Origin of the sequence: Candidatus Vicinibacter proximus, assembly GCA_016713905.1 — a bacterium.
In the GTDB taxonomy this organism is placed as follows: domain Bacteria; phylum Bacteroidota; class Bacteroidia; order Chitinophagales; family Saprospiraceae; genus Vicinibacter; species Vicinibacter proximus.
This window is the reverse complement of the sequence record JADJOE010000001.1, coordinates 708163-729359: the sequence shown is the minus strand read 5'-3', so window position 1 is coordinate 729359 and position 21197 is coordinate 708163. Positions and strand designations below refer to the sequence as shown.

Sequence of the window (21197 nt, the reverse complement as noted above, 5' to 3'; positions counted from 1 at the left end):
AAATAAATTTTCATACATCATTTAGGCTCAACTTTTTTTGCTAAGTAATAAATTATTTCTGTAGCAAATATATCGCCAAAATATTTTAAAAGAATAATCTTAGAAGTAAATGGAATTTTTAATAAATACATTTTTTCTATGATTACAAAGCAATTGGGCAAATTGATCTCACGTCCAATGTTCAAATTTTTGAATAATATATTATTCTCATTCGACTTACTTATTATAATTCTATAAAAAGTTTTTAATGAAAGTAATTCAATTAATCTATTTTGCGCTTCAACCTCCAGATGATCTATTAAACCTAAACAAAAAATAAGTTCATTGTCCATCTTATACTCACTTAGAAATTGTATTACATCCATACAAATGAAATCGGGAGTATGCTGGTATGGAATATTGTCTACACCCAAATAATCAACGATCTCATCGCCTTGTATAAAATTCTTAAGCAACATTTCTCCGCAGCCAAGGTCAAGAATTCTTTTATTCTTCCAATTTAGTCTCTCCAAAACCAGGCTAAGCCTCTTTTGATAATATAATCTGTTTTTTTGATATAAGCTTTTCACTGATTGCATTACCCAATTAGTTTCCACTTCTTTAATGCCTGTATATATTGGATCTGTACTTTGCTCATCTCAAATTTATCCATAACAAATTGCCTGCTGTAAAAACCCATCTGTTGCCGATCTTCAAAACTTAAACTATTCATTTTATCCATGGCATGATAAAGACTAACAGGGTCCTGTTCTCTTACTAAATAACCATTTACTCCATCCACAACAACATCTCTGCATCCTGCAACATCGCATGTAATAATGGGTAAACCCATAGACATTGCCTCTAAAATAGCCTTTGATCTTCCTTCACGATAGGAAGGAAGCACGAAGACATCTGCAGCTTGTAGAAAGGGGATAACATTATGAGTTCCATCAAAATAAAATATATCCTTATTCTGCCTTGCCAGATCAAATTCGTTTTTTAGATCCGTATCATACTCAATGCTCTCAATAGGTCCTAATACATAACAGTCTATGGCATGATTTTTCTCTTTTAAAATTTTAGCGGCTTCCATATACTCACCTAATCCTTTTTCTCTTAGCAACCTGCCGGAAAATAGAAAAACCAATCGATCTTTACTTTTTCTTGGTTCCGGCCTGAACCTATTTACATCTACACCGGAACCATTCACAACAGAGACCCTTTCAGGAAATAATAATTTATGTTCTACAAAATAATCCAAATCTTCCTGATTATGAAATAATGCAAGTTTACATTTCTTTAAAGAAATGAGAAATAATTTCTGAACAATAAATCCAAATCGATTATGCAAAGTAAACTGTGATCCTAATCCGGTAATATTAACTACAAATGGAATTTCTAGATATCGGGATACAATGCCACCATAGATATTAGGCTTAATGGTAAATAATAAAATCAGATCAGGATTACAATAATTAAATATTTTTTTCAATTCCAAAATTAACAATAAATCTTTATTTGGATTCTGCCCTCTTGGAGTAAGATGTTTTACTGGATAAAACTCTTTGTATTTATCAGCAGGAATTCTGGAAACAAATTCATCTAATGGACTGGATAGATATATCTCATGACCGAGATCATTTAATGCTTCTATCAATCCAAGTCTGAAATTGTAAATATTCCAGGCAGAATTACTGAGGAGTAGAATTCTCATGTGGCGGAGGGTAAATACTGAATAATTGAATCAGCCATATCTTCAGAGATCTGAGTTCGTTTAAAACGATCAATAAATTCAATTCTTGACTTAAGCTGATATTCAGAATTCAAAAAATAATTTGCAGCTTTGTCCACATCGCATGGCTCAAATACAAATACATTGTCTTTGATGTGTTTCTCTATAAATTCTTTTGCATATCCTGCCACTCCTGCAACAATAGGAATATTAAAACATGCATATTCAAATAATTTAGAGGGAAGTACTTTTTTAAAAGAATGGTAGTCATTCAAATGAACAAATAAATAATGGGCATGACAATAATATTGATGTAATTCGCTTCTAGGAACTGGGGGAAGAATTTCCACATTTATTAAACCATGACTGATAATTTCTCTCTGCAATTTATGCTTGGTTGAACCATCGCCAATGATTCTAATCAAAAATTTAGATCCCAATATTTTAGCCAAAGGCGGAATAATTTTTTCAAGACCCTGTCCTTCTCCAATATTGCCCGCATAGCATATAATTTTAGGCTCATTTGCCAAGAGAACATCTTGCACATGACCAAGAAAAAAATCATCAATACCATTAGGGAAGAAACTAATTTTTGCATTTCTTAGACCTTTCAGAGATTCTAAAAATCCCTCTGAATTTACATTAATATGAGTTGCATATTGGACAACAGGTCTTTCAAAATAAATGCGCACTATATAGGATAAAAATGTACCTATAAATGGAATTTTAATAAGTTCTGCTAAGTTCTCTGAAAACAAATCTCTCAGATCAACATACAATGGCAATCCCCTTTTCTTGGCGATTTTATAAGCCAAATATGCAGTAAACAACTTTGAACTTGATGCAAAAACAAGATCATATTTCTGATTGTGTATTTTATTCAAGACCTGCTTTCGGAAAGTCAAAAATGAAAATATCTGTTTCACAAAACCATTTCCATGACTTGCAACTTTGAATCTGTGAACGTATAGGTTATTTATCTGCTCATACACGCTCGCCATCAAATTATCCATTTTATATCGATTTGGAAGGGTAGACATCACATCAATATGATCATCGCTATTTAATTTTTTAGAAAGGGCTTGCGTCAAGGCAGTATTTCGAAAGGATCCCGCCCCCAAATCCGGTGAATAAAAATAACTGAGATATAAAATTCTTCTAGACATGAACTTCAATTCTCGTGATCAACATATCTGCAAAATCTACCTTTAGACATTGTGCATTTTCTATTTGATTAAACCCAATAGCTTGCTTGTAATCTTCCAGATAAATTTGACGGGCACCTTCAAAAAATAGCTTTATTTGTCCAGCTTCTACAAATTTTTCTTTTTGATCAATCAATATTGAGGTAATATTTCTATCAAAATGAAACAATGCGCACCCTGTACAATTCTCTATACCCTTTATAAAATCGTGGATGACAAATTCTGATGGATGGCAAGTAAAACTTCTCTGGTGGCGCCATTCAGGTTTACAAAGTTGATAAACTTCACTAACCAAGGATTCTGAATTTTCATTTATTATTTTCAATTTAGCTCTCCTACCGATACGAAAAGCCCCCCACATTTCAGATTGATCTTTTTCATCAATGATGACAACATTATGGGCGCCAGAACCACGTTCATATTTTCTGCGTTCATTTACCTCATAAGTAGAAATTCCGGTGTCTACGATGTGAGGAATTTGGTTTATGTGTAAAACAAAATTTAGCAAATCCGCATGACTATGTCCGGGTTGATAAACAGGAGAAATGTTTCCACTATTGATCCACAGAACAGAATTCTGTAGTCGAAACTTTCGATAACCGGATTCCTTCAATGGTATAAATTCGTATGGTATTTTAAGGTTTCTACATTCTTCCAATAACTTATCTGGACTTAAACATTCGTTCCTTGCACAGTCCTGAAATAAGGGTAATTCATTGTTTTCTTCTGAAAATGTAAATAGCCATGATGCCATCAGGGTTATGTACCGTTTTAAAAGAAAATAAGCTTCCTGACTTAAATCCTGCAAACTAACTAAAATCATCAGTCTGTTCAATATATTCATGTGGTACATCACGGATCTCTCATAATGCGCTCCATCGGGAAGAATTTGCTCTTCTAATTCGATCAGGAGTCGTTTTGTAAATTTTATGATCAGAATCCGGTCTTTTACAAAGTGTGCTGCCAAACACATCGCAATCAAGTTTTCCAAAAAATGATTTGCAAGAATATGATATTCGAGGTTTGATTCAAGAAAATCAATTTGCTTCAATACTGCTTTTTCAATAAGAACGTTCCTCTCCGGTATTCCATGAAAAAAGACCAAAGTATTAATTAACCTTATAGACACCGGATAAGGTTCTAATCTTAAACTTCCTTCTAATATACAATTTGATATATCCTCCAACAAAGCTAAACGCTCATGAAGTTCTAATCCTACATCACTTAAAAAATCAAGATATTGAAGGTGGTAATTCCACAATCTGCCATGTACAGAAATATTCCAATCAATAAGCTCCCCAAAATCATGGCTTATGTTGAGTAAAGAAAATTTATTACATCCGCTTTGCTTTAGACCAGTGTAAACAGGTTTATAAATTGTCTCTAATGGAAATATTTCCTTCGTAAAGTATCTTTGATAATTTTTTTGGGGTAAGATGCCTTTGATTCTATAATAAACTTGAAAATAAATTTGGGATGCCCTAAGCTTTGTCAATGTTCTTAAATAAAGTCCCAAATTCATGTTTACTAATTGATTGTATGCCTAAGGACATCCATTATCCGAATGGATGCCATCCCATCCCACAATTCAGGAACGCCAGATTCTTTCACTCTGCCCTCCAAAATTTCATTACACTTTACTATGGCTATTTCCGGATTTAATTCATCTAACAATAAATTGCTGCCTATCTCAACGGTAATGGGTCTTTCAGTTGATTTTCTAAAAGTTAAACAAGGTATTTTAAGATATGTACTTTCTTCTTGTACCCCACCTGAATCCGTCAAAATTAGAGTGGCATAACGCATTAAGGTAATAAATTCAATATATCCCAATGGCTCAGTGATGATTAAATTTTTAAGTTGGGTAAATTCCTGCAGTAAATTGAATTCAATCAGCTTTGCTTTAGTACGAGGGTGCATTGGAAAAATCACCTTCAATGGATGATGTTCAATTCCCTTTAGCATTTGATAAATTTTTATCAATCCTTCCATTGAATCAACATTGGATGGACGATGCATGGTCATTATAACATACTCATTCGGCACAACATCAAATTGCCGGCAAACATCCCTATTCATTGTAAGTTCAGAATAAAATTCAAGTGAATCAATCATACAATTTCCAACAAAATGAATCTTATCCGCTTGTACATTTTCTTTTACTAAATTGGAATAAGCAGACCTTTCAGTGGTAAAAAGAAAATCCGAAATTTGATCCGTAAGTATTCTGTTTATTTCTTCAGGCATATTACGATCACCGGAACGTAAACCTGCTTCCACATGCGCCAGTCTAACGCCATTTCTTTGAGCAACTAACGCACAGGCTAAAGTTGAAGTAACGTCACCCACAACAATTACCAAATCAGGCTTTTCTGTTAACAGTACGGGTTCAAATCCCAACAATATTCTTGCAGTTACTTCTGAATGTGATCCCTGACCTACACCAAGAAAATAATCAGGCTTAGGAAGAGCAAGCTGTTTGAAAAAAATCTCACTCATCTTTTCATCAAAGTGCTGCCCTGTATGTACAATTTTGGATTGAATACCTGAATCGATATGTGTAAAAGCTCGATGCAGTGGAGCTACCTTCATGAAATTTGGACGCGCTCCAACAATACTGAGGATTTTCATATTCTAAATGATTTGGTTGAACCAAATGTTTTTTTTTGCATCAATCAAATGGGTGTTTGGCAATTGGCTTTTTAGCATAAGGATGATAATCGCCAACCAAGCCTAATGGAATTGCAGAACGAATGCCATAAACAGTTTCTATTGATTTTCTGGAATCGTTCAAACCAAATCCACTTCCATCCAAAATATGTTGATAGGAAACCGTATGCAAGTCACCAAATCCTTCACTGAATTCAAATTCCTGACCATCTATTTGCAATGACCTGTACGTTTTTTTTCCTTCAGATAAGATTGTTTCTGGCAAGGTCTGTTCATTTATACTTAGGAAATATCTAACCCTGGCGCGAGAATATTCCAAGTAACCTGCTACACGATCATGTGTTTGTACGTGCACAATATTTTCCTGAAGGTCTCCAAATAACCAACCTAAAAGATCATAAAAATGGACACCAATATTGGTTGCGATGCCTCCCGATTTATGTATGTCCCCTTTCCAGGAAGTATAATACCATTTACCTCTTGAAGTGATGTATACAAGATCTACTTCGTGCTTTTCCTTTCGATTTTCAGATGCAATTTTTTCCTTAAGTTCCTTTACTTTTGGATGATGTCGCAATTGAAGAATGGTGTTAACTTTGCATCCTGTTTCATTTTCGATTTCCATCAGACCATCAATGTTCCACGGATTAAGTACAAGCGGTTTTTCACAAATCACATGAGCTCCTAATCTTAGCCCAAAACGGATGTGTGCATCGTGCAGATAATTTGGTGAACAAACACTCAAATAATCAATGGCATTCCCTTGTCGCTTGATTTTTTCCAAATGTCGGTCAAAGCGTTCAAATTCTGTAAAAAAATCAGCCCCTGGAAAATAACTATCAATTATTCCTACTGAATCATTTTTATCATATGCAGCCACCAAATTGTTTTGGGTTTCTTTAATGGCTTTCATATGACGTGGCGCAATGTAACCTGCTGCACCAACTATGGCAAATTTTTCATTCATGATATTCTGGTAACTTTTGAATGTTCTAATTTATATTTCTGTCCTGATTCAGGACAAAAAGCGAATCCATCCAGATCAAATTCCAACTTATGTCCATATTCACTCATCCATCCCATCTGACGAGCTGGATTTCCTACTACCAAAGCATAATCAGGGACTTCCTTAGTAACAACTGCACCAGCACCAATAAAAGCAAACTGCCCAATGTCATGTCCACAAACAATCGTTGCATTAGCTCCTATTGATGCTCCTTTCCGGACAAGCGTTTTGGAATATTGATCTCTTCTTATGACAGCAGACCTTGGATTGATTACATTAGTGAATACCATGGATGGCCCAAGAAAAACATCATCCTCACAAATTACACCTGTGTATATAGAAACATTATTTTGAACCTTTACATTATTTCCTAAAATAACCTCCGGACTGACCACCACATTTTGGCCTAAGTTACAATTCCTACCAATTATACATCTCGACATGATGTGTGAAAAGTGCCAGATTTTAGTGCCTTCTCCTATCGAACAATCAGAATCGACAACAGCGGTTTCGTGGACAAAGAATTTTGTCTTATCATTCATATTTTCAAGATAAAAATTCAATTACTTTGTCTATAATGATGTCTTGCATTTCTTCTGTCAACTCTGTATGAATTGGCAGAGATAAAACCTGCTTACATAAAACATCAGTAACAGGAAGATAACTTAAGGATCCACTAAAGGATTTAAATGCCTTTTGATCATATAAAGGAAGCGGATAGTATATGGCACATGGAATTTGACTAAGGCTCAGAAATTCTTTCAGCGCGTCTCGTTTACCATTTGTGATCCTTAAAGTATATTGGTGGAATACATGGTTTCCGTGAACATTTCTTACTGGCGTGATGATGTCCGGATGACCTGCAAATCTTTTATCATAATAATCAGCAGCCTTAACCCTCGCTGCTATGTAATCATCCAAGTGTTTTAGTTTAATATCCAATATTGCTGCCTGAATGGAATCCAATCTTGAATTTACTCCTACGACATCGTGATAATATTGAACTGACTGCCCATGATTAGCAATCATTGTAATTATTTTACCAAGTGATTCATCATTTGTAAATAATGCTCCTCCATCTCCATAACATCCAAGATTTTTGGAAGGAAAAAAAGAAGTACATCCTATGTGCCCTATTGTCCCTGCTTTTGCTTTCCTTCCATCGTGATAATAAAAATTCGCGCCAATCGCCTGAGCATTATCTTCAACAACATAAAGATTATGCTCGTCAGCAATTTTCATGATGGCTTCCATATCAGCACACTGACCAAATAAATGCACTGGAACAATTGCTTTTGTTTTAGCTGTAATGGCTTCACGGATAGCTTCTGTGTCAATATTAAAATCATCCTTATAAACATCAACCATAACAGGTTTCAATTTCAACAATGCTATGACCTCGGCTGTTGCAACATAAGTAAATGCAGGTACAATGACTTCGTCTCCTGGTTGTAAATCAAGTGCCATAAATGCAATTTGTAATGCATCAGTTCCATTGGCACAAGGGATCACATGTTTCACGCCTAAATAGGTTTCCAAATTTTCTTTAAAGGACTTCACCTTTTCTCCACCAATAAACATGGCCTTCCCCATTACCTCCATTACAGCAGCATCCACTTCAGGTTTGATTTTATGATACTGTGAAACGAGATCAACCATTTGTAATTTTATCATGGTATTTTATTTTTATTATTTCTTTGCGATTGGTTTAAAATATATTTTTACAGACTTAAAATAAGTTACTAATTTTCTTCTAGAATAATTAGATGGACATACTTTTTTGTTCAACTAAAATTCATTTAACTAATATATCATTTTTAAGTCCCTTTAAAAAATTTCCTATAACTGTAATTTTTTTTAATATAAATCATTTGGACATTACAGAATTATTCCCGCCCAATACTAAAATAATCAAAGCCCTTTTCTCTCACTTTTTCTGGTTCGAAAACATTTCGACCATCGAAAATGAGCGGATTCTTCATCTGTTTAATCATTTGATCAAAGTCAGGTGATCGAAAAACACTCCACTCTGTAATAATCGCCAATGCATCAGCATTGTCTAGTACGGAATACATTTCTTCTGTAATTTCGATACGATCTCCAAATATTACTTTTACATTTTTATTGGCTTCCGGATCATAAGCTGAAATGATGGCACCCTCTGACAAAAGTTCAGAAATAATTTGCATTGCCGGAGCCTCACGAATATCATCTGTATTAGGTTTGAAGGCAAGTCCCCAGATTGCAATCTTTTTCCCCCGCAAATCACCTTTGAAATATTTATAAATTTTATCACTAAGGATTTTCTTCTGAATTTCATTCACCTCCATGACTGCCTTAAGAATCCTAAAATGGTAATCATGATTTTCGGCAGTATGGTAAAGTGCCTTTACATCCTTTGGAAAACAAGAACCCCCATAACCAACCCCTGGAAATAAAAAACGTTTTCCTATACGGTTGTCTGAACCCATACCAATCCTAACCATGTCAACATTGGCACCAGTAGCCTCGCACAAATTAGCCATTTCATTCATAAAACTGATCCGTGCGGCTAAATAGGCATTTGCTGCATATTTTGTAAGTTCTGCACTGCGTAAATCCATGATATAGATAGGATTCCCCTGCCTTACAAAGGGTTCATACAATTCCTTCATTTTTTTTGTTGCCCGTTCTGTTTGGGTTCCAATCACTACCCGGTCTGGTCTTAAAAAATCATCCACGGCGACACCCTCTCGAAGAAATTCAGGATTTGAAACGATGTCAAATTCTTCAGGCCGTAATTTCTTTGATAAAATTTCTTTTACTTTTTCACCAGTACCTACAGGAACAGTACTTTTATTCACAATGACCGTATAGTGTGTAATTAATCCAGAAAGTTCCTCTGCAACTTGCATAACGTAACTCAGGTCTGCGGAGCCATCTTCTCCTGGCGGAGTTGGTAAAGCCAGAAAAATAATTTCTGCAAAATCCACAGCAGCCTTTAATTCAGTGGTAAATGATAGTCTTTTGTCGCGAGTGTTTCTATCAAATAATAATTCTAAACCAGGCTCAAAAATTGGAATATCGGCATGTTGAAGTCTGGTCACCTTTTCTTGATTGTTATCCACACAAATCACATGATGACCTGTTTCTGCAAAACAAGTTCCAGTCACTAAACCTACATACCCTGTTCCAATTACTGCAATTTTCATATTTCCACTTTATAAGCGCCAATAATGTACTGTATCATCTGGACGCGAATACAATCCCTTCAAATCTATTAAAACGGGCTTTTCTTTCATCAGTTTTTTAAAATCCTCCATGGTCATCTTCCTGAATTCATCATGCCCAACTGCTACAATTATTGCATCATAATCATTGTCCGGATGAGCTTTAATATGAATTCCATACTCTTCTTCCGTTTCTTCAGGATCCGCATAAGGATCAACAACGTCAACTTGAACGGAATAAGCATGTAATTCATGATACAAATCTGCAACCTTGGAATTGCGAATATCTGATACGTTTTCTTTAAAGGTGATACCAAGAATCAAGACTTTGCAACTACCAGGATTTTTTTCTTTGGAAATCAACAACTGGACCAACTTTTTAGCTACAAAAGCGGGCATTCCATCGTTTATTCTCCTACCACTTAATATGACTTGTGGGTCATATCCTAACTCCTTAGCTTTATGCACGAGGTAGTATGGATCCACTCCAATACAATGGCCCCCAACTAGGCCGGGATAGAATTTTAAGAAATTCCATTTTGTACCTGCAGCTTCAATCACTTCACGCGTATCAATTCCCATGCGATCAAAAATAATAGAGAGTTCATTCATAAAGGAAATGTTGAGATCCCTCTGCGTGTTTTCAATAACCTTTGCCGCTTCAGCTACTTTAATGCTGCTTGCCTTATAAATTCCTGCATGAATAATTGTGCCATAAACTTTTGATATGTTGTCCAGTGCTTCCTCATCACTACCTGATACAATTTTTAAAATATTTTCCAGTGTCCTGCTTTTATCACCAGGATTTATTCTTTCAGGTGAATATCCCAACTTAAAATCCAAGCCAAATTTTAGCCCTGAAATGTTTTCCAGTATGGGTTTACAGTCTTCCTCAGTACAACCAGGGTAAACTGTAGATTCATAAATGACATAATCACCCTTCTTCAAAACTTTTGCAACAGAGCTTGTTGCACCTAAAATCGGTTTTAAGTCAGGGACCTTATGTTCATCTACTGGCGTTGGTACTGCAACAATATAAAAGCTGGCTTTGGCTAAATCACTTAATTCAGTACTGAATTCAATATCTGTACCTTCAAAATCGGTAGGACTAAGTTCCCTTGAAGGATCTATATGCTCCTTCATCTTATTGATCCTGGAGAGGTTTATGTCAAAGCCAATTACTTTAAATTTTTTTGCCAACACAAGAGCCAGAGGAAGTCCAACATATCCAAGACCTACAATTCCGATGGATTTTCTCTTGTTTAATAAATCTTCGAACATAAGCTACTTTTTTCAAGCCCTTTTGAGGGCTTCACAATTTCGTTTTTCCCGTTTATGCAATAATGGTTATGTAAAACTTAAAACAAAATGAGCAACAAAATTACTCGATTTGGGGTATTCATGAAAGATACAGTATTAAAACTTATATATATAAACTATTTTAATTTGTATTTCTGTGTTTTACAACTTTTTATAATCATTTACGTCACTGACTTTCTGGTGTGGGTGGCTTGATTATTCGTAAAATAATGTTCGCATTTTCAAAGGAATAAACTAACCTTAACAATTTTAGCAAAGTTTTCAGGATTTGGCATTGGACTATCTGGAATGGATATTTGTATAATTATCAATAATGCTTTTTCACTAGTCTATTCTGAATAATTCCATTTATCAAGAATTGTTGCTTATTCAATACAGTGAATTTACTCTCAACATATTTGGGTATAAAATTTGGAAAGAATTTATCAAAATTAGATTTCATCTTCCTGAACTCTAATCTAATAGAAGTTAAATAATTTTCCTAAATTGCAAAATTATTTAAACAAACAAAACAAATTAAAATGAAAGTTAACCAACAATTGTCCATTCTGGCAGGAGGAATTGCTCTATTCCTTAGTTCATGCGCGAAACCTGTTGAGGCTCCAAAACCCATTGACATGGATGCTTTAAAAATGGACATCCAAAAAATGGAAGATGCTTTTGCTGCAGGAGAAAAAGCTAAAGATGCTGCTGCAGTGGCTGCTTATTATAGTGATGACGCGATTAGCTATGGTAGAAATTCCGAACCGGTTTCAGGAAAGGCTGCCATCCAGGCAAAAATAGCTGACGATATTGCCAAAGACAGTACCAATAGTTCAAACGTTTACAAGGTGGTAGATCTCTTCGCTGATGGTAACATGGCAGTAGAAATCGGGTCCTGGACTCGATTAGACTCCACTGGGGCTGAAACAAAAAAGGGTCATTATATGTCACTTTTTCAAAAGCGGGATGGCAAATATGTTTGTGTTAGAGACATGAACGTTAGTTCCACTTCAGATAAGAAATAATTAATAAAAAAAATCTTATTCCCTCTGATCCGACAATAAAGAAAATGGGACCTTCAAATGAAGGTCCCATTTTTTTACCATGAATAAGTCTATAAAACACGTTCATTTTAAAGAAATAAATTACATATTTGGAATTAAACTCACTCAAATTTTACTTTTTCTAAAATTAGAAAACAAATCGTCTGCACGGATTACAAACAATTCCTTTTGAGAATTAGTCTCTAATTTTGTATCTGACCATCCCAACGATTTCTATAACCCATTAGCTTCTCCACTAAATTAAAATCATTTAATAGCATGATGATGGTCATTTGTCGAATGTCTTAATTTTAATATTTTTGTTTTATTGACCTAGTTGAATTTGGCGAGTTAATATAAATAATTTCCTTGGGCATTTTAGCTTAAATCATGAAGAGTGATTTGGTATTTGCTGGCAGTTAGAGTTAGGTTATAGTGTTGATTTTTGCCATGGTAAAATCGAACAAAAATGGTATCGAAAATTAGTCACATTAGGATTGCTGAAATTATTTGAAACGAAATGAAATAGTCGTGATATTGGTCAATGGATTTACCGGATGGGATCGTTTATTTGGGAAGTTTCAGCTCACAATGTTAAACAGTTAGGTATAGATATCATGAATAATAACTTCTGACCATGAAACCAGTAAAATATTTATATTCTGTTTGTGTGTCGTGTATCTTGATCAGCTTCTATATTTTGGGATGCACTAAAGCTAAATCCACTTGCCACTTACTCGAGCTCGATGTCAACTCTTCTTTAGAAAGACTTATTCAGGGTAATGAAAGATTTATGACAGAGCGCCCTTTACATCCGGACCAGACCCTTTCTAGAATAAAAGAATTACAAAAAGGTCAGCATCCCTTTGCAATAATAGTATCTTGCTCGGACTCTAGAGTTCCCCCAGAACTAATCTTTGATCAGGGTCTTGGCGATATCTTTGTTATTCGCACTGCAGGGAATGTAATTGGCGACTTTGAACTCGGAAGCATTGAATATGCAGTTGAACATCTAAATGCCCGTTTAGTCGTGGTTCTTGGGCATGAAAACTGTGGTGCGATTGGCGCATTCATTGAGCATAAAAATGATATCTCGGGCGACCATATTCAGTCCATAATAAATTATATTAAATCCGAAGAGGAGGAGGCAATCCTGGATGAAAATCAGACCAATTACTTTGATGCCGCTGTTCGGGCGAATGTGATTCATGGTGTTAATTATTTAAAACATTCTGATCCTTATCTTAAAGAATTAATAAACAAAAAAGAAATACTCATAGTAGGTGCAATGTATCATCTTGAAGATGGGAAAATTGAAATGTTAAAAGAAAATATAGTAGATTCTTCTATAAGTCTCGCCCAAAACTTTACGGGATTTAATTTACCATAGTCCTGCTTTTATAAATTTGTTGAAAATTATAAAATTCCTGCTTACCTTGTTCAACAAACCTATGTCAGTGGGACGTTTTTTAATTATAGTACATTTTCTCTACAGTCTTACAACAAATGGCCAGCAGAACTTTAAACCAATATTTCATCTGAATGCAAATACTGGGGTAAGTCTTGGTACAGACAGCAGTGTCGTTTCCTGGAAAGACCATACAACGGACATAAATGCGATACAAACCAATCAGAAGGCCAGACCAAAATTAATAAAAAACGGAATTAATGGCTTGCCTGCAATTCAATTAAATGGGAGTAGCGCGTACTTGGATCTACCCCCTGTTTTTCCTGTTCAAAAGGATTACACATTGTTTCTAATTGTTAAAACGAATGCTCCTTCCTATAACATTTTAGGAGGAGCAAACAGAACGCTATGGTTGGCAGGAAATACTAATCCTCAAATGCTGCATCAGGGAAATTTTAACAGCCAGGTTGTCTCCACTGTCGATCCAGGTTTAGATCCCGCTTTGATCATTGCTGAATACAACCAAAGCACACAAAATGGAGCATTCTATGTAAACGGTAAATTCGCCGATTCTGCATATTGCCCAACTAACACCGATTCGACTTTATTCATTGGTGCATATAACAGATCTTATTTTTATAATGGCAATATAAGTTGTATCATTTTATTTTCTGGATTGCTTCCCAAAGTTACCAGAGATTCTATTCAGAAAAAACTGATGACAGAATACAAAATACCCGGACCACCAATCCTTGATTCAAGCCTGGTTTCTGTTCCGGGAAATCATCACTTTTATGCAAGAGATGAAAATGACTATTGTAAATTTGACGTGAAGGGATACTGCTTTGATGCTCACTTTGATTCGGTACACTTAAAATTATTCGAAAATAAAGAATTGAAATCCAAAACTTCCGTAAAGCTTAATTTCAAAGAACAAAAAGCTCTGTATGAATTTTCTCCAATTCTTTTATCTGGGCTTTCAGATTATCGAATTGAATTAACTGCACAAGCTCCTGACAGAGACAGTTCATTATATATTCGGGACCACCTTTTGTGTGGAGATGTAATTCTGATTAATGGACAATCTAATTCCATTTTTGGTGGATCAACCGATTCTGATCCGTTTATAAAAACATTTGGCCTCAATTATTCACAAGACAAAAAAGACACCTTCTTTACTCACGCCATCGCAACAGGATATGGAGGTGGTCCGAATATCGGTGCATGGGGAATGCAGCTTGCAAAAAATATTGTAAATAATCATAAAGTACCTGTCTGTGTAATTAACGGTGGCGTAGGAGGAACTACCATACAGCAACACCAGCGCAATGATTTAAACCCTTATGAACCTAACGGAATTTATGGCAGCCTTCTCTATCGAGCTAATCAATCAAAACTTGCGCATTCAGCCAAAATCCTTTTCTGGTATCAGGGTGAAAGCAATGCTACACCACAATACTTTGAAAATTTCCTAGCGCTTTACCAGGATTGGAAAAATGACTACCCGAAACTTCAAAAAATCTATGTTGTTCAAATACATCATGGCTGTGGTACAGGTGATAATAGCGGTGTCCGCGAAGTCCAACGAAATCTTCCAAAATCCTACCAAGACATTACGGTAATGAGCACCAACGGCCTGCCTGAACATGATGGTTGTCACTATTCGGTTAATGGATATAAAAAACTTGCAGAATGGCTCACACCCCTGGTAGAAAGAGATTTTTACAACAAGCAGGATCTTCAGGATATTTCTGCCCCAAATCTCAAGTATGCTTTTTACACTTCATCGGATAAAAACAGAATCGCACTGATATTCGAACCAGGTGTTAAGGAATTTATCATTCCCGGTGATACCACGGTAGCCAATGTTAACATCAGACTAAAAGATTATTTTTATCTGGATGACTTGCCCTATGTAATCAATGAAATAAGTACCAGTAATGACACCATATTTTTAGATCTCAAAACCGGCGCTGGGGGAAATTTTTTAACTTACTTGCCTGAAATTTACTATCATAATACATCAACAATCTATCAGGGACCTTATATTAAGAATTCCAGATATATAGGTGCATTAAGCTTTTATCAAGTGCCCATTTTGAGTAAAGCCCCTGTTGGGGTCAGCAGTTACCATAACAAGATAGCAGATTTCTTTTACTTTACCAATCCATCAACACGGGAAAATTTGCAACTTAAATTTATCCAAAATCTTTATGAAGGATCCGTCCAACTTAATATATTCAGTGTACAAGGACAGCTATTGTTCAGCCAAAATCTGGAGAATATAAATACAGAACAATTAATTTCTATCCCTGTTAAACTTTCTCAATCTGGTTTATACATCTGGAAAATTTGTGGTAAAGCATTTTGTAAAACAGGAAAAATAGTCCTAAATGATTAATATTTGGAGTAGTAAATCCATACTGGTGAAATAACCCACAGGAAGGTATTGCTTAAAACACTTATGAAATACTTCAAATTTATTTTATGATTCAAAACATTTTATCTTATTTTCCGTTGGGTTTCTTATAACTGAGGTATATTTGCGTTTGGTGAGAAAATTTGTGGCCATATCCATTTTAATTGTGTTCCTCCTGGGCAAATCTGAATTTTTCCAACTACTGAGGATTTCAACTTTGATTGAGCATTATTTGGAACATAGCAGCCAAGACCCTGAAATGAATTTATTCAAGTTTATTGCCATTCATTATGCACATCATCTTACAATTGATGAGGATTATGATAAAGATATGAAGTTACCATTCAAGTCGAATGTAAGTTTAATATCATCTGATTTTTTGGAACTACCTACAGTTTACTATGTCAAGGAAATTTTGGCAATAGCTACTATTGAAAAGAACGATATTATTGCATATAAGAATAATTTTAAATATGCTAATCATTTGTCCAAAATCTGGCAGCCTCCCAGGTTAGCAGCATAATAATTCTTGCAAATCAATTCGGTACTATCTAATAGTTAAAATATTGGATACATCTTTTTTGTTGATGTATAAATTTTTCTTGTAAAAGAATTTAATTTTCATTTAAAGAAAATTGTAATGTCTACTTTAGACAATATTTAAATATTAGAGATTACTCGTCTAACCTTATTTGCAAACCATTTTCCCTTTAATTAGATTATTTAGTTTTTAAATCAGTCATTGGATAGACAAACTATTTTCAATTATATTTAAAATGTATAATGAAAATTTATAATTAAATTTAAATTTATTCTATGTCTTAATTTTTTTTTTTGAAATTATTGACCTTTAAAAAATAGTGCATGCTCAACCATATCATTGAATTCTCAATAAAAAATAAACTCTTGATTGGATTATTCACCATAATGCTTATAGTCTATGGTTCATATCAAGCAACACAATTACCAATTGATGCAGTGCCGGATATAACCGATAATCAAGTGCAGGTAATCACTATTGCACCTTCATTTGGAGCAACGGATATTGAACGACTGGTAACTTACCCAATCGAACAAGCAAACAGCAATATAAATGGACTTAAAGAAATCAGAAGCTTTTCACGGTTTGGATTGTCTCTGGTAACTGTAGTATTCGACGACGCCACCGATATATACTGGGCCCGTCAACAGGTAGCAGAACGTCTGCAACAAGTACAGACTCAAATTCCACAGGGTATTGGAACTCCTGAATTAGGTCCCATCAGCACAGGATTGGGAGAAATATATCAATACGTAGTAAGACCTGAAAAAGGATTTGAAACAAAATACGATGCAACGGAGTTAAGAACAATTCAGGACTGGATTGTCAGACGACAATTGCTAGGTGTTAAAGGGGTTGCAGAAGTAAGTAGCTTTGGTGGTAAATTAAAACAATATGAAATTTCTGTACACCCTGATAAGTTGCAGGCATTCCATATAACGCTCCATGACGTTTTTACTGCCCTCGAAGAAAATAATCAGAATACTGGCGGTGCATACATTGAGAAAGGACCATCAGTTCTATATATACGGAGTGAAGGCATACTTAACAGCAAAGAAGATATTCAAGGCATCCTGGTAAAAACTTCTGAATTGGGCACCCCAATTTTTTTAAGGGATGTTGCTGACATCAATATTGGCTTTGCGACTCGTTATGGTGCCATGTGTCTAAATGACCAGGGTGAGGTTTCCGGAGCCATCGTGATGATGCTAAAAGGAGCCAACAGTAGCGAAGTTATTAAAAATGTTAAGGAAAGGATTTCCCAAATCCAAAAAACTTTACCTGAAGGAGTTGTCATCGAACCGTTTCTTGATCGTACTAAAATGGTGAATAACGCAATTAGCACTGTTGAGAAAAATCTATTGGAAGGAGCTTTAATCGTTGTCTTCATTCTTGTCTTATTTCTTGGGAATTTTCGCGCAGGTATTCTTGTAGCATCGGTCATTCCATTGGCAATGTTATTCGCCATAATATTGATGAATACTTTCGGGGTCAGCGGGAATCTGATGAGTCTTGGTGCTTTGGATTTTGGTCTAATTGTAGATGGAGCAGTAATCATCGTAGAAGCAGTCATGCACCAATTAACCCACAGTAAAAGTTTTGTCCATATTAACAGACTCACACAGTCAGAAATGGATAATAATGTAAAATCATCTGCCTCAAAAATGATGAACAGTGCCGTATTCGGACAGATTATAATTTTAATCGTTTATCTTCCAATATTTACACTGCAGGGTATTGAAGGAAAAATGTTTAAACCAATGGCACAGACTGTTGCCTTTGCACTTGTAGGCGCATTTCTTCTTTCTCTAACTTACATTCCAATGATGAGTGCCATAGTATTAAGTAAAAAATTAAGACATGAACCCAATATTTCAGATAGGATAATGTTTCGCATTGAAAAATTATATCAAAATTCACTGACTAAAATTTTAGAGTTCCCAAAAACTGTCCTACTCCTAGCATTTACATTATTTACATTGGCAATTATTCGACTTACAATGTTAGGTGGAGAATTTATTCCAGCATTGGAAGAAGGGGATTTTGCTGTGGATACGAGAGTGCTTACAGGGAGCAACCTCAAAACCACCATCGAACACACTCAAAAAGCTGCTCATATTCTAATCACAGATTTTCCTGAAGTAGAAAAAGTGGTAACTAAGATTGGAAGCGGTGAAGTACCCACCGATCCTATGCCAATGGAAGCAAGTGACATGATGGTCATACTGAAAGATAAAAAAAAATGGACCTCTGCCAAGACATTTGATGAATTGGCAGAAAAAATGTCTCTCTCTTTACAAAATGTACCAGGAATTACAGCAAGTTTTCAATATCCTGTACAAATGAGATTTAACGAACTCATGACAGGAGCAAGACAAGATGTGGTATGCAAAATATTTGGTGAAGATCTGGACACACTTGCATCGTATGCAGAAAAACTTGGCGCTCTCGTAAATCAGGTGGAAGGTAGCCAGAATTTATACATTGAACCCATCTCAGGAATACCACAAATCATTATTAATTTTGAAAGGGATGTGGTTGCTCAATACAAACTTAGTATCAAAGATATAAATAATGTAATCAATACTGCTTTCGCAGGGTACTCGGCTGGACAAATTTATGAAGGAGAAAAAAGATTTGAACTAATAGTACGACTAAATCTTGATCAAAGAAAAAAGCTTGACGATGTTAAAAATCTTCTTATTCCTACACCCGACGGACAAAATATTCCACTATATCTCCTTGCCAAAGTGGAAATCAAAAATGGGCCTAACCAAATTCAGAGAGAAGATGCCAAACGCAGAATAGTGGTAGGGTTTAACATTGAAGGCCGCGACATTCAAAGTATCGTTGACGAATTAACATTAAAAGTAGAGGAGAATATAAAGTTTCCTGCAGGATATTATGTCACTTATGGGGGTGCGTTCGAAAATTTGATTGCGGCTAAAAAAAGACTAAGTGTTGCAGTTCCTGTTTCCCTTATTTTGATCTTCATTTTACTGTTCTTTGCTTTCAACTCCATCCGACACAGCTTACTAATTTATACTGCTATTCCGCTCTCTGCAATTGGAGGAATTTTGTTTCTCTCAATAAGAGGTATGCCATTTAGCATCAGTGCCGGAGTCGGATTTATAGCACTATTTGGCGTAGCAGTACTTAATGGGATTGTACTTATTGCAGAATTCAACAGACAAAAAGAATCAGGCTTAAAAGATCTTCACCGAATTGTACTTATGGGCTCCAAGGTACGTCTTCGGCCGGTGTTAATGACCGCAATGGTGGCTTCGTTAGGTTTTCTACCCATGGCCTTAAGCGATGGTGCTGGAGCCGAAGTACAACGTCCACTTGCTACCGTAGTTATAGGAGGTTTGATTGTAGCTACTCTCCTAACGCTTTTTGTCCTTCCGGTTCTTTATGTAATTTTTGAAAAAAATATAAAAATGAAATCAGTGAAACATTCCATTACAACAATTCTAATAATTATCCTAAGCTCCACCATAAACACTCACGCACAAAAATCATTCACTATGGAGGAAGCTGTGGACCAGGCTCTTAAGCACAATTTAAGCTTAAAGACAATAAAAGCCAATGCAGAACATAAACGGGAAATAATCAAATCTGCTTTTGACATTCCATTTACCAACATTTCCTCTGATATTGGTCAAATTAACAGTGTCTATACAGATTTTGCATTTGGAATCAATCAATCGGTCAGCCTTCCTATTGTATATAAAAGACAAAGAAAGGTGTATGAACAAGAATATCAGATTCAACTTTCATTTATGAATCTTAAGCAGGCTGACATCAAAAAAATAGTAATGCAAAATTTTTCCAATTTAATAATACTTATTGAAAAAGAAAATATTCTGAATAAATCAGATAGCATCTTCTCTGTTCTTGTGCAACAAGCTACACTCCGATACGATAAAGGTGAAAGCAATATAATGGAAAAAACAACCTATGATTTAATGCTAGGTAATATACGTCTTCAGAAAACGAATGTTCAACAAAATCTGGTTGTCATCAAAAATAATCTAAAAAATTTATTAAATATTTCATTTGATTTTGAACCTGAATTCAAAACCATCAAATTTGAACCTCCACCTATTCAGTCGAAAATAATAAACAATCAACACCCAATTGTCCATGCAGCAGAACAACAGATCTTACTTGCTCATCAAATGACACAGTTGGAAAAATCTAAATTGTTGCCCATAATGAGTCTTGGATACTCAAACATGAGCATGAGAGGTACCGGAGCCGACAATGTTTTATACAATTCATCCAAAAGGTTTAATTCTGTCATGATTGGAATTGGGATCCCCATATCCTTTAAAGCGCAGAAGGCCAGGATTAATGCTTCTCATTATATTGAAAAAGAAGCCGATTTATCTAAAGAGGAACAAATACAAAGGCTTCAAAACAGTATAATAAATTCAATGTTAAATTATCAAAATTTACTTGCTTCTGTGGAATACTTTGAAAACTATGCTCTCCAAAACGCAAATATTCTTGTCCAGACCATCGATACGCAACTTAAAAAAGGGGACATCAATTATTTGGAATGGGTGATGATTATGAATCAAACCATTACTGTACAAAATGATTATCTGAATGCTGTAAAAGAATTAAATGATAGCATTATCGAAATCAATTACTTAAATTCAACAAATTATTAAA

General features: G+C 35.1%; 15 protein-coding genes. 5 read left to right on the top strand and 10 right to left on the bottom strand.

The genetic code is table 11. From position 1 onward, the window contains the following. Positions 1-17: 17 nt before the first annotated feature. The 10 genes from IPJ83_02945 to IPJ83_02900 form a co-directional block, all read right to left on the bottom strand. Positions 18-596 carry a hypothetical protein gene (locus IPJ83_02945; protein MBK7879506.1) on the bottom strand — a complete coding sequence of 193 codons (579 nt, stop codon included), beginning with the start codon at positions 594-596 and terminating at the stop codon, positions 18-20. Continuing rightward, positions 578-1696 carry a glycosyltransferase family 4 protein gene (locus tag IPJ83_02940; GenBank protein MBK7879505.1) on the bottom strand — a complete coding sequence of 373 codons (1119 nt, stop codon included), beginning with the start codon at positions 1694-1696 and terminating at the stop codon, positions 578-580. Before IPJ83_02940 ends, IPJ83_02945 begins: the two co-directional genes overlap by 19 nt. Continuing rightward, on the bottom strand, positions 1693-2880 hold the full coding sequence (locus tag IPJ83_02935) for a glycosyltransferase family 4 protein (protein MBK7879504.1): 1188 nt from the start codon (positions 2878-2880) through the stop codon (positions 1693-1695). The genes IPJ83_02940 and IPJ83_02935 overlap by 4 nt, the downstream gene beginning before the upstream one ends. Beyond that, complete coding sequence (locus IPJ83_02930) at positions 2873-4441, bottom strand: heparinase II/III-family protein (protein ID MBK7879503.1); 1569 nt, start codon at positions 4439-4441, stop codon at positions 2873-2875. The genes IPJ83_02935 and IPJ83_02930 overlap by 8 nt, the downstream gene beginning before the upstream one ends. A 5-nt stretch (positions 4442-4446) precedes the next feature. Beyond that, complete coding sequence (wecB, locus tag IPJ83_02925; GenBank protein MBK7879502.1) at positions 4447-5550, bottom strand: UDP-N-acetylglucosamine 2-epimerase (non-hydrolyzing); 1104 nt, start codon at positions 5548-5550, stop codon at positions 4447-4449. A 40-nt stretch (positions 5551-5590) separates the two neighbouring features. After that, complete coding sequence (locus IPJ83_02920) at positions 5591-6556, bottom strand: Gfo/Idh/MocA family oxidoreductase (GenBank protein ID MBK7879501.1); 966 nt, start codon at positions 6554-6556, stop codon at positions 5591-5593. Then, entirely contained in the window at positions 6553-7137 is a 585-nt protein-coding gene (locus IPJ83_02915) for an N-acetyltransferase (GenBank protein MBK7879500.1), read from the bottom strand. Before IPJ83_02915 ends, IPJ83_02920 begins: the two co-directional genes overlap by 4 nt. Positions 7138-7141: 4 nt before the next feature. After that, positions 7142-8269 carry a DegT/DnrJ/EryC1/StrS family aminotransferase gene (locus IPJ83_02910; GenBank protein MBK7879499.1) on the bottom strand — a complete coding sequence of 376 codons (1128 nt, stop codon included), beginning with the start codon at positions 8267-8269 and terminating at the stop codon, positions 7142-7144. Between the two features lie 212 nt (positions 8270-8481). Next, positions 8482-9786, bottom strand: a complete 1305-nt coding sequence (locus tag IPJ83_02905) for a UDP-glucose/GDP-mannose dehydrogenase family protein (GenBank protein MBK7879498.1) — start codon at positions 9784-9786, stop codon at positions 8482-8484. Positions 9787-9795: 9 nt separating this feature from the next. After that, positions 9796-11085, bottom strand: a complete 1290-nt coding sequence (locus IPJ83_02900) for a nucleotide sugar dehydrogenase (GenBank protein MBK7879497.1) — start codon at positions 11083-11085, stop codon at positions 9796-9798. Positions 11086-11645: 560 nt separating this feature from the next. Between IPJ83_02900 and IPJ83_02895 the strand changes: the two genes are divergently transcribed. The 5 genes from IPJ83_02895 (at position 11646) to IPJ83_02875 (ending at position 21196) form a co-directional block, all read left to right on the top strand. After that, on the top strand, positions 11646-12131 hold the full coding sequence (locus tag IPJ83_02895; GenBank protein ID MBK7879496.1) for a nuclear transport factor 2 family protein: 486 nt from the start codon (positions 11646-11648) through the stop codon (positions 12129-12131). Positions 12132-12786: 655 nt separating this feature from the next. Further along, positions 12787-13539, top strand: a complete 753-nt coding sequence (locus IPJ83_02890; GenBank protein ID MBK7879495.1) for a carbonic anhydrase — start codon at positions 12787-12789, stop codon at positions 13537-13539. 67 nt (positions 13540-13606) lie between these two features. Then, positions 13607-15958 carry a T9SS type A sorting domain-containing protein gene (locus tag IPJ83_02885; protein ID MBK7879494.1) on the top strand — a complete coding sequence of 784 codons (2352 nt, stop codon included), beginning with the start codon at positions 13607-13609 and terminating at the stop codon, positions 15956-15958. Between the two features lie 277 nt (positions 15959-16235). Then, complete coding sequence (locus IPJ83_02880; GenBank protein ID MBK7879493.1) at positions 16236-16499, top strand: hypothetical protein; 264 nt, start codon at positions 16236-16238, stop codon at positions 16497-16499. Between the two features lie 341 nt (positions 16500-16840). Then, positions 16841-21196, top strand: coding sequence for a CusA/CzcA family heavy metal efflux RND transporter (locus tag IPJ83_02875; protein ID MBK7879492.1), 4356 nt, complete (start codon positions 16841-16843; stop codon positions 21194-21196). Position 21197 lies beyond the last annotated feature (1 nt).